Genomic DNA, 11,513 nt, shown 5'->3' on the forward strand with positions numbered 1-11,513 from the left:
ACATCGCTGTTTAGCTGATCGGCATATTTGTCCATCCCCTTGACGCTGTTGTCGCCAAACAGGGCTTTTTCCAGACGGTGGAAGCCGGTGAATTTCGGATCTTCAGCTTTTTTCTCGTAATCGTCTTCACGAGCATCAATACTGCTGTCCAGATCGGAGAACAGTTCCGCGATAGGTTCAATGCGCTCGTAGTGCTGGCGCGTCGGCGCATACAGCGCTTTCGCTTTTTCAATATCACCCGCTTTCACCGCGTCGGTGAAGGCTTTCGTGCCGCTCACCAACTGTGCGGTTTCCGTCGTGACATACGCTTTATAGGCGGTAATCGCCTCGCCAAGACTCAACAACGCATTGGCTTTCGCCGCATCTTTGGTGGCCGCACCGGTCACAATCAGTTTGCCTTTCGGGTTGGTCAGCAGACCGCAGGTCATGTCGTATTCACCCGGCTGCAAATTCGCCGTCAGCTTTTGGGTGAAGCCTGGCGCAATGTTCTCGCGCTCTTCCACCACCATCACGCCTTTAAGAATCTCCCACTCCAGCGCTTTCTGACTGTGGTTCTGAATAATAAACTGCGTTTTCCCCGCTTTCACGGTGACGTTCATCGGCTCACACTGTTTGTCGTTAACGGTGACTTTTACCTGCGGGATATCCGCAGCCTGAACGTAGAAAGCAGAGCTGAACAACGCTGCGACGGCAAGCTGCAGCGCATTACGGCGAAAATGAATCATCATGACCATCCCTTTCGGTAAGTATGTTGTAACCATAATCCTGCGGCGCCCTACTTAAGCGGAGCGGTGCGCGAGGTTGCTGTATTGCTACGCGGCGGCAGCGCAAACAGCACCAGCGCCGGAATCAAATAGATAAAGTAAACCGCCACTTCACTGACGGTAGGCGTCTCCTGGTAACCGAAGATCCCCTCGAGCAACGTGCCGAAAAGCGTGTGGGTCGACAACACGCCACTCAGATCAAACGCCACGTCCTGGAAGTGGTTCCACAGCCCGGCTTCATGGAAGGCGCGAATTGCACCGGCAGCCAGCCCGGCCGCCACCAGCAGAATGAACAGACTGGTCCATTTGAAAAACACGCCGAGGTTAAGACGGATCCCGCCCCAGTAAAGCAGGAAGCCGAGGACAATCGCGGTAGCCAGTCCCAGCATCGCCCCGAGCGGCGGCCAGATCCCCACATCCTGCTGGAATGCCGCCAGCAGGAAGAAGACCGACTCCAGCCCTTCCCGCGCTACGGCGAAAAAGACCATCATGATCAGCGCCCAGCCGTGGTGATTACCGCGCTGCAGCGCATTATCCACCGCCTGTTCCAGCTGCTGTTTGACGTTGCGCGAGACTTTACGCATCCAGAAGACCATCCAGGTCAGGATGCATACCGCCACCAGCGCCACGATGCCTTCAAACAGCTCCTGTTCACGCTGGGGAAACTCGCCGGTGGTTTGGTTGATAAAGATCCCCAGCCCGAGGCACAGCGCCGCAGCCAGGATAACGCCAATCCACATGACGCCAATCAAGTTGCCGCGCTGAGTTCGTTTGAGATAGCTGGCAATCAGGCTGACAATCAGCGCCGCTTCCAGCCCTTCACGTAACATAATGAGAAATGGGACAAACATGCCGACACCCTTCAATGTGAATCGCAGTCAATGGATGCAAAGATAAGTAAATATTTCTGATATTGATTATCATTACAATAATCAGAAACACAAGCGAAATGTAGAGAGATTAGTGACGAGTTGTAAATTAATCGCTGTAAAATAATTACTTAGGGGATTATCTGTTTTCGCCACGCTCAGGCAGCTGGCGCTGCGGTTTTTTCGCTATAGATATTTACCAGACTGACCGGCTGTGGCTAAATAGCGGCCTTATTGACCTGCGAAAAGAACAACATGACACAATTCTTGCACTTCCTGCTGGCGCTGGCGGTTATCCTCGGCCTTGCCTGGCTTGCCAGCTATGACCGAAAAAAAATCCGTATTCGCTATATTATCCAGTTAATTATCATTGAAATTGCCCTGGCTTTCTTTTTTCTACATGCCGAAAGCGGTCTGTGGATAGTTAAAAATATCTCCGGCTTTTTCACTTCGCTGCTCGGCTTTGCTGCCGAAGGCACCAACTTTGTATTTGGCGGCATGAGCGAAAAAGGGATGGCGTTTATTTTCCTTGGCGTGCTGTGTCCGATTGTCTTTATTTCGGCGCTGATCGGTATTCTCCAGCACTGGCGCATTCTGCCCGTTTTCATCCGCGTGATTGGCACCCTGCTCTCCAAAGTCAACGGCATGGGGAAACTGGAGTCCTTTAACGCCGTCAGCTCGCTGATTCTTGGGCAGTCGGAGAACTTTATCGCCTACAAAGGTGTGCTGGGCGACCTCTCCTCCCGCCGGCTGTTCACCATGGCGGCGACCGCCATGTCCACGGTGTCGCTCTCCATCGTCGGCGCCTATATGAGCATGCTCGATGCAAAATATGTGGTCGCGGCGTTGATCCTTAATATGTTCAGCACCTTTATTGTGTTGTCGATTATTAACCCGACGCGTCCAGGTAGCGAAGAAGAGATTAAGCTGGAGAAGCTCCACGAATCACAAAGCTTCTTCGAAATGCTCGGGGAGTATATTCTTGCCGGTTTTAAAGTGGCGATGATTATTCTGGCGATGCTGATTGGCTTTATTGCCCTGATCAGCGCCATTAATGCCCTGTTTGCCACCATATTTGGCCTGAGCTTCCAGCAAATTCTCGGCTACGTTTTTTATCCGCTGGCCTGGCTGATTGGTATTCCACTCAGCGATGCGTTGAACGCCGGAAGTATTATGGCAACCAAGCTGGTGGCGAATGAGTTCGTGGCGATGATCGAACTACAGAAAATTGCCGCCGGCATGACCCCACGCGGACTGGGCATCCTGTCGGTGTTCCTGGTCTCTTTCGCCAACTTTGCTTCAATCGGTATTATTGCCGGGGCCATTAAAGGACTGAACGAAAATCAGGGGAATATCGTTTCCCGCTTCGGCCTGCGTCTGGTCTATGGCGCCACGCTAGTGAGCCTGCTCTCTGCCAGCTTCGCGGGGCTGGTGCTATAAGAGACACGGCGGGGAATTTCCCCGCCGTTTTTTCAGAAGTGAACGCAGACCGTTTGGTCAACGCGCATCACCGACTCCTGGGCAAAGCGCGATTTATAGAGGTTACGTAACGCCTCAATCCCCTCTTCGCTGCCACCATCTTTACCATGAATCAGCATCAGCGCTTTGCTCTGCTCACGGGCCACGCTGCCATCATTCCCCAGCCACTGGCCTCGGGCGTCAAACACCGTTAACCCCTCACGAAAGCGTGGCGTGACGTCGCGGTCAACAAACTGCTGCCACTCCTGGGCGGTGATATCTTTACCCGCCGGACGGCTCAAACCGAAATAGAGCGTGGTCTGCACCATCGCATTCTCTGCCGGGCATACCGCTGCGGTGGGAACCGGCGTACTCTTCTTCACCGGTGCCACGCATCCCCCCAGCAACCCCGCCATCACCAGCACCAGCGCCCCCTGTCTGAATGTCATTTTGCTACCCTCATTGTTTTTTTGTGCCCCCGATATCAGCGTATTTTCATGGAATTAGCAAGAGGGAGAGCGACCGTACCGGGCGCCTGACCGGCTTTCAGCGACAAAAAAGCCCGCTGAACGCGGGCTTGATTAATCGGTCCTGAGTTTACTCGGCGGTAGCCGGTGTCGGCGGAGCCGAATGATAATGAGCGTCCGCTTCGGCAAAGCGCCGCTGCATGGACGCCGACGGAGCTTTGCTCAGCAGGCTGAAGACCACGATGCCGACGCTGCCGAAGATAAAACCAGGGATGATTTCATACAGCCCCAGCCAGCCGAATTGTTTCCAGACAATCACCGTCAGCGCGCCAATCACCATCCCGGCCAGCGCCCCGTTACGCGTCATACGCGACCACATTACCGAGAACAGAACAACCGGGCCAAACGCCGCACCGAAGCCAGCCCAGGCATAGCTCACCAGGCCCAACACGCGGTTGTTCGGATTGGCCGCCAACGCAATGGCAACCAGCGCCACCACCAGGACCATCATCCGCCCGATCCACACCAGCTCTTTCTGACCGGCGTTTTTACGCAGAAACGCTTTATACAAGTCTTCGGTAATCGCGCTGGAGCACACCAGCAGCTGGCAGCTCAGGGTGGACATCACCGCCGCCAGAATCGCCGACAGCAGGATCCCGGCAATCCACGGGTTAAACAGGATTTGCGCCAGTTCGATAAACACGCGCTCAGAGTTCTGATTCACCGCGCCGGCCAGCGCCGGGTTATTATTAAACCATGCAATACCGTAGAAACCGACCGCCACGGCCCCCGCCAGACAGAGAATCATCCACGTCATGCTGATACGACGTGCGTGAACGATACTGTGGTGCGAGTCGGCCGCCATAAAACGCGCCAGAATATGCGGCTGGCCAAAGTAGCCCAGGCCCCAGCCCATCAGTGAAATAATCGCTACCAAATTCAGTCCCTTGAGCATATCGACGTTTTCAATGCTCTTCTGCTTGATCACTTCCAGCGATTCGCCAAAGCCGCCGACGGAAATAATCACCATCACCGGTGTCAGAATCAGCGCGAAAATCATCAGGCTGGCCTGCACGGTATCGGTCCAGCTGACTGCAAGGAATCCGCCGACGAAGGTATAAATAATCGTCGCCGCCGCACCGGCCCACAGCGCCGTGGCATAGCTCATGCCAAAGGTGCTTTCAAACAGACGAGCACCAGCAACAATCCCGGAGGCGCAATAAATGGTGAAGAACAGCAAAATAACCAGCGCCGAAATAATACGCAGCACGCGGCTTTTATCTTCAAAGCGGCCGGTAAAATAATCCGGCAACGTCAGTGCGTTATTATTCACCTCGGTATGAACGCGCAGACGACCGGCGACCAGTTTCCAGTTAATCCATGCGCCGAGCGTCAGGCCGATGGCAATCCAGCTTTCGGAAATACCGGAGAGGAATATCGCACCGGGTAATCCCATCAGCAACCAACCGCTCATATCGGAGGCACCCGCGGAGAGCGCGGTCACAAATGGCCCGAGACTGCGGCCACCGAGAATATAATCATCAAAGTTTTTTGTCGATCGCCAGGCAATAAAACCGATCAATACCATGCCAAATATATAAATAGTAAAAGTCACCAACATGGGGGTGCTAATAGCCATGTAAAATCTCCAGATTCTTTTGTCGACAACGTCCAGCTTTGTCATTTTATTCCACTACCGGAACGGGGTAATGGCACAATGGTTGTATTGGGCGACCGTATCCTGACGGAAGAGTCGGTATTTCACAAACGATTTAACACAGCATTTACACTAATTTTTGCCCGCACCAAACTTCATTTCGTTATAGGTTGCGCTCTCTCACGTTTTTAGTGGTTGCACCTTGTAAAACTGTTAACTGACGCATAAAAACACCCTGTACAGAAAGGTTAATTTTCCGTTATATCCGCCATCGCAATTCACAATTCGCTCATTTCTCAGCTTGCAACACAGGTCACGATTAACAAGGTTGCACAAAGTTGCAACATAGTGGATATTTCCGCGTAACCGCTAAAAAGAACAACGATTCATAACAGGAGTGATAAGCATGGGCACCACCACCATGGGTGTTAAGCTTGACGACGCGACGCGCGAACGCATTAAGTTCGCCGCGAGCCGTATTGACCGCACGCCGCACTGGCTAATTAAACAGGCCATTTTCAACTATCTGGAAAAGTTGGAAAACGACGAGACGCTGCCCGAGCTACCGGCCCTGCTCTCCGGCGCCGCCAATGAAAGCGATGACGCCAGCAGCCCGGTCGATGAGCCGTGGCAGCCATTCCTCGAATTTGCCGGGCAGATCCTGCCACAGTCCGTCACCCGGGCCTCGATTACCGCCGCTTACCGCCGGGCGGAAACCGACGCCGTACCGATGCTGCTGGAGCAGGCGCGTCTGCCGCAGCCGCTGGCAGAGCAGGCGCATAAGCTGGCTTATCAGCTGGCGGAAAAACTGCGTAATCAAAAAACCGCCAGCGGTCGCGCCGGTATGGTGCAGAGTCTGCTGCAAGAGTTTTCGCTCTCGTCACAGGAAGGGGTTGCGCTGATGTGTCTGGCGGAGGCGCTGCTGCGTATTCCGGACAAAGCCACCCGCGATGCCCTCATCCGCGACAAAATCAGCAACGGTAACTGGCAGTCACACATCGGCCGCAGCCCGTCGCTGTTCGTCAACGCGGCGACCTGGGGCCTGCTGTTTACCGGCAAACTGGTCTCTACCCATAACGAAACCAGCCTTTCGCGCTCGCTGAACCGGATTATCGGCAAAAGCGGCGAACCGCTGATTCGCAAAGGCGTCGACATGGCGATGCGTTTAATGGGCGAGCAGTTCGTGACCGGCGAAACCATTGCCGAAGCGCTGGCCAACGCCCGTAAGCTGGAAGAGAAAGGATTCCGCTACTCCTACGATATGCTGGGCGAAGCCGCGCTCACCGCCGCCGATGCTCAGGCCTATATGGTTTCCTACCAACAGGCGATCCACGCGATTGGCAAAGCCTCTAACGGCCGCGGCATTTATGAAGGGCCGGGGATTTCGATCAAGCTCTCCGCGCTGCACCCACGCTATAGCCGCGCACAATACGATCGGGTGATGGATGAACTGTATCCGCGGCTGAAATCGTTGACTCTGCTGGCACGGCAGTACGACATTGGGATTAACATCGATGCCGAAGAAGCCGACCGTCTGGAGATCTCTCTCGACCTGCTGGAGAAGCTGTGCTTTGAACCGGAACTGGCTGGCTGGAACGGGATCGGCTTCGTCATTCAGGCCTATCAGAAACGCTGCCCGTTCATCATTGATTCGTTGATTGATCTCGCCACCCGCAGCCGTCGTCGCCTGATGATCCGCCTGGTAAAAGGCGCCTACTGGGACAGCGAAATTAAACGCGCGCAGATGGACGGTCTCGAAGGCTACCCGGTTTATACCCGCAAGGTGTATACCGACGTCTCCTACCTCGCCTGCGCGAAAAAGCTGTTGTCGGTACCGAGCCTGATCTACCCGCAATTCGCCACCCACAATGCCCACACACTGGCCGCCATTTATCAGTTGGCCGGGCAAAACTACTATCCGGGCCAGTATGAGTTCCAGTGCCTGCACGGCATGGGTGAACCGCTATACGAGCAGGTGGTCGGCAAGGTTGCCGACGGGAAACTGAACCGTCCATGCCGGATTTACGCGCCGGTCGGGACCCACGAAACGCTGCTGGCATACCTGGTGCGTCGCCTGCTGGAAAACGGTGCCAACACCTCCTTTGTTAACCGTATCGCGGATGCTACGCTGCCGCTGGATGAGCTGATTGCCGATCCGGTCAGCGCCGTGGAAAAACTGGCTCAGCAAGAAGGGCAGGCCGGTCTGCCCCATCCGAAGATCCCGCTACCGCGCGATCTGTACGGCAAAGGCCGTCGCAACTCCGCGGGCCTGGATCTGGCCAACGAACACCGTCTGGCCTCCCTCTCCTCCTCGCTGCTGAACAGCGCATTGCACAAATGGCAGGCGCTGCCGACACTGGAGCATCCGGTTATTACCGGTGAACTGCAGGCAGTCATTAACCCGGCTGAGCCGAAAGATATTGTCGGCCACGTGCGTGAAGCCCTCCCGGAAGAGATTGAACTGGCGCTGACCAGCGCAGTCAATAACGCGCCTATCTGGTTTGCCACCCCGCCGCAAGAGCGGGCGGCGATCCTTGAACGCGCGGCGGTGCTGATGGAAGGGCAGATGCAGATGCTGATCGGCATTCTGGTCCGCGAAGCCGGTAAAACCTTCAGCAACGCCATCGCCGAAGTGCGCGAAGCCGTCGATTTCCTCCACTACTACGCCGGTCAGGTCCGCGACGATTTCGATAATGAAACCCACCGTCCGCTGGGACCGGTGGTCTGTATTAGCCCGTGGAACTTCCCGCTGGCGATTTTCACCGGTCAGATTGCCGCCGCGCTGGCCGCCGGTAATAGCGTACTGGCAAAACCTGCCGAACAGACGCCGCTGATTGCCGCTCAGGGCGTGGCGATTCTGCTGGAAGCCGGCGTCCCGCCGGGGGTAATTCAGCTGTTGCCGGGCCGCGGTGAAACCGTCGGCGCCGCGCTGACCACCGACGATCGCGTTCGCGGCGTCATGTTTACGGGCTCCACGGAGGTCGCCACGCTGCTGCAACGCAATATCGCCAGCCGCCTGGACGCCCAGGGGCGTCCGACGCCGCTTATCGCCGAAACCGGCGGCATGAACGCGATGATTGTCGACTCCTCCGCCCTCACCGAGCAGGTGGTGGTCGATGTGCTGGCCTCGGCGTTTGATAGCGCCGGACAGCGCTGTTCAGCCCTGCGAATTCTCTGCCTGCAGGAAGAGATCGCCGACCATACCCTGACCATGCTGCGCGGCGCGATGGGCGAATGCCGGATGGGTAACCCTGGTCGCCTGACGACCGATATCGGTCCGGTCATTGATGCCGAAGCGAAAGAGAATATTGAACGCCATATTCAGAGCCTGCGTGCCAAAGGCCGCACGGTATTCCAGGCAGTACGGGAAAACAGCGAGGATGCGCGTGAATGGCAAAACGGAACCTTCATTCCACCGACTCTGATCGAGCTGGAGAGCTTTGATGAGCTAAAAAAAGAGGTCTTTGGCCCGGTTCTGCACGTGGTTCGCTACCACCGTAATGCACTGGATCAGCTGGTCGAGCAGATTAACGCCTCCGGCTACGGTCTGACCCTCGGCGTCCATACTCGCATCGATGAGACCATCGCTCAGGTCACCGGCAGCGCGAAGGTCGGTAACCTGTACGTTAACCGCAATATGGTTGGCGCCGTGGTCGGCGTACAGCCGTTTGGCGGCGAAGGTCTGTCGGGGACCGGACCGAAAGCCGGCGGCCCGCTGTATCTGTATCGCCTGCTCTCCAGCCGTCCGCAAAATGCCGTCGGGACCACACTTGCCCGCCAGGATGCGGAACGCCCGCTGGATGCACAGTTGAAAACCCTGCTGGAAAAACCGCTGAACGCACTGCAGCAGTGGGCCGTCGGTCGTCCTGAACTGCAGGAGCTGTGCCAGCAGTATCGTGAACTGGCGCAAGCCGGTACCCAGCGTCTGCTACCGGGCCCAACCGGCGAGCGCAATACCCTGACCTTTATCCCTCGCGATCGCGTACTGTGCATGGCGGATAACGAGCAGGATGCGCTGATTCAGCTGGCGGCGGTCGCCGCGGTTGGCAGTGAAATCCTGTGGCCGGAGAGCGCTCTGCATCGCGAGCTGGCGAAGAAGCTGCCGCGCGAGGTCAGCGAGCGTCTCCACTTTGCCAAACCAGAGATGTTGTCCGCTCAGGCATTCGATGCGGTGATCTACCACGGTGACTCCGACCAACTGCGTGAACTGTGCGAGCAGGTGGCGGCACGCGACGGCGCGATTATCTCAGTTCAGGGCTTCGCCCGCGGTGAAACCAACCTGCTGCTGGAACGCCTGTACATTGAACGCTCGCTGAGCGTCAATACCGCGGCGGCGGGCGGTAACGCCAGTCTGATGACCATCGGCTAACGCAATTCCCCGGAGGCGGTGCTACGCACCTGTCCGGGCTACAAAATGACAAGACCGTCAGACCACACAAGCCCGCCCGCGTTAACCGGGGCGGGCAATTCCCCTGTCATTCCGTACGCCGCACACCCCGCACGCTCCCCACGCCCGTAGCCCAGGCAAGGCGCTTTGTGCCGCCCCCCGGGAAAATCCATTGGGAAAAGCAGATAGCGCCAACGGCAGATAATGACACCGAACGCCGGCTGTGGTTAATTAAAACTCCCCGACGGGAGCTTTAATTATGGGAGTGGACCAATGAAACGAACTTTACTTGCCCTTGTCGCTCTGCTGGCAAGCGGACATGCCCTGGCGGACGAATGCGCCAACGCTGGTAATCAGGCTGAGTTGAATCAGTGTACGGCAGCACAATATCAGGCAGCCGATAGCAAGCTGAATCAGACCTATCAGGAAGCGTTGAAGCGCGCCTCGGGTAAACAGCTGGCGCTGTTGAAAAAAGCGCAGCTGGCGTGGATAACGCTGCGCGACGCCGACTGCGCCTTCCTCGCTTCCGGCGCCGAGGGCGGCAGCGTCCAGCCGATGCTCCTCAATCAGTGTATGGCAGACAAAACCGTTGAGCGCGAATCGTTCCTTGCTTCGTTGCTGCAGTGTGAAGATGGCGACCAGAGCTGCCCGCTTCCCCCCGCCAATTAACGTACCCGGATACCTTCAATAATCATCCGCTGGACGTTCTCCACGGTTTGTTGAAAAAACGCCTCGTCACGCAACGTTGCGCCGGTGACCGCCTCAATCTGGGTGGCAAAATCGGCGTAATGTTGAGTGGTGGCCCAAATCATAAAGATCAGATGCTGAGGGTCGACCGGCGCCAGTTTCCCGCTATCGACCCAGCCAGAGACAATCGCCGATTTTTCATCAACCAGTGTTTTCAGATCGCCGGTCAGCTCGCCCATCAGCAGCGGCGCCCCCTGCAGCATTTCCAGACAGAACAGTCGGGATGCCTGCGGATAATCGCGCGACACTTCCAGCTTGAGGCGAATATATTCGCGGATAGCGACCAGCGGGCTGATATCTTCGCGAAACGCCCTCAGCGGGGCCAGCCAGATGGTGAGAATCTGCTGCAGTACGGCGACGTACAGCGCCTCTTTTGACGGGTAGTAATAGAGTAAATTCGTTTTCGATACTCCGGCCAGCTCAGCAACCTGCTCAAGCCGCGTACCGTGGATACCAAATTGGGAAAATGCGTCCAGCGCAGCGGCCAGGATAGCCTCTTTCTTTGCACTCACCGCCTGCGAACGCTTCCCGTTTTTTTTCACAGCGCCCTCTGCCATCGTCATCTCCTTCTTTCAACGCCATCAGCATAGCAAAAGCCCAACCTTGACACGACTTTATGCACCCCAATTGCGCATGACTGCCGTTTTTTCGTGCACTCATTTTGACCATTCAGTCCACTTTTTTACATTCATTTTCAGCAACCAACACGCAACACATTAATAACATTACCATTTGCAAAACTGGCATCACCTTTGCTTTACCTTTCTGGCGAGGTGACCCAGGAGATGCAGGATGCAGCACCGCGCGCCTTCTTCTTCAACGATTGCAGAGAGGTTCGTATGAAAATTGGTGTCTTCGTTCCGATTGGTAATAACGGCTGGTTGATATCCACCCATGCTCCGCAGTACATGCCGACGTTCGAACTAAATAAAGCGATCGTCCAGAAAGCGGAGCATTACCACTTTGATTTTGCGCTGTCGATGATCAAACTCCGCGGCTTCGGCGGCAAAACCGAGTTCTGGGATCATAACCTGGAATCCTTCACCTTAATGGCCGGTCTGGCGGCGGTCACATCGCGGATCCAGATCTACGCCACCGCCGCGACGCTCACGCTGCCGCCGGCGATTGTCGCCCGTATGGCCTCCACCATCGACTCTATCTCCG

9 protein-coding genes are annotated in these 11,513 nt (G+C 56.2%); 4 read left to right on the forward strand and 5 right to left on the reverse strand.

Going from position 1 to position 11,513, the window contains the following annotated elements; genetic code table 11:
• On the reverse strand, nucleotides 1-728 hold a 728-nt coding region (gene efeO / locus ACZAHD_RS18495; protein ID WP_462458077.1), incomplete at its 3' end, for an iron uptake system protein EfeO.
• Nucleotides 729-775: 47 nt separating this feature from the next.
• A complete protein-coding gene (gene efeU / locus ACZAHD_RS18500; protein ID WP_462458078.1) occupies nucleotides 776-1,615 on the reverse strand; it encodes an iron uptake transporter permease EfeU in 840 nt (279 codons plus the stop codon).
• A 273-nt stretch (nucleotides 1,616-1,888) separates the two neighbouring features.
• On the opposite strand from efeU, the gene ACZAHD_RS18505 reads away from it, so the two are divergent.
• Complete coding sequence (locus ACZAHD_RS18505) at nucleotides 1,889-3,073, forward strand: NupC/NupG family nucleoside CNT transporter (RefSeq protein ID WP_462458079.1); 1,185 nt, start codon at nucleotides 1,889-1,891, stop codon at nucleotides 3,071-3,073.
• Nucleotides 3,074-3,105: 32 nt separating this feature from the next.
• Here ACZAHD_RS18505 and ACZAHD_RS18510 read toward each other — a convergent pair whose 3' ends face one another.
• Together ACZAHD_RS18510 and putP are read right to left on the reverse strand one after the other, a co-directional pair.
• A complete protein-coding gene (locus tag ACZAHD_RS18510; protein ID WP_462458080.1) occupies nucleotides 3,106-3,540 on the reverse strand; it encodes a DUF3574 domain-containing protein in 435 nt (144 codons plus the stop codon).
• Nucleotides 3,541-3,688: 148 nt separating this feature from the next.
• Entirely contained in the window at nucleotides 3,689-5,197 is a 1,509-nt protein-coding gene (putP, locus tag ACZAHD_RS18515; RefSeq protein ID WP_462458081.1) for a sodium/proline symporter PutP, read from the reverse strand.
• Between the two features lie 424 nt (nucleotides 5,198-5,621).
• On the opposite strand from putP, the gene putA reads away from it, so the two are divergent.
• A complete protein-coding gene (gene putA, locus ACZAHD_RS18520; protein WP_462458082.1) occupies nucleotides 5,622-9,584 on the forward strand; it encodes a trifunctional transcriptional regulator/proline dehydrogenase/L-glutamate gamma-semialdehyde dehydrogenase in 3,963 nt (1,320 codons plus the stop codon).
• Nucleotides 9,585-9,875: 291 nt separating this feature from the next.
• Nucleotides 9,876-10,271 carry a lysozyme inhibitor LprI family protein gene (locus tag ACZAHD_RS18525; protein ID WP_462458083.1) on the forward strand — a complete coding sequence of 132 codons (396 nt, stop codon included), beginning with the start codon at nucleotides 9,876-9,878 and terminating at the stop codon, nucleotides 10,269-10,271.
• On the opposite strand, the gene rutR is transcribed toward ACZAHD_RS18525, so the two are convergent.
• Complete coding sequence (gene rutR, locus ACZAHD_RS18530) at nucleotides 10,268-10,906, reverse strand: HTH-type transcriptional regulator RutR (RefSeq protein ID WP_462458084.1); 639 nt, start codon at nucleotides 10,904-10,906, stop codon at nucleotides 10,268-10,270. The genes ACZAHD_RS18525 and rutR overlap by 4 nt on opposite strands.
• A gap of 282 nt (nucleotides 10,907-11,188) precedes the next feature.
• On the opposite strand from rutR, the gene ACZAHD_RS18535 reads away from it, so the two are divergent.
• Nucleotides 11,189-11,513: LLM class flavin-dependent oxidoreductase (locus ACZAHD_RS18535; RefSeq protein WP_462458085.1), on the forward strand; the 325-nt coding region annotated here is incomplete at its 3' end.

It is taken from the genome of Raoultella sp., assembly GCF_039594335.1.
Taxonomy (GTDB): Bacteria; Pseudomonadota; Gammaproteobacteria; order Enterobacterales; family Enterobacteriaceae; genus Klebsiella.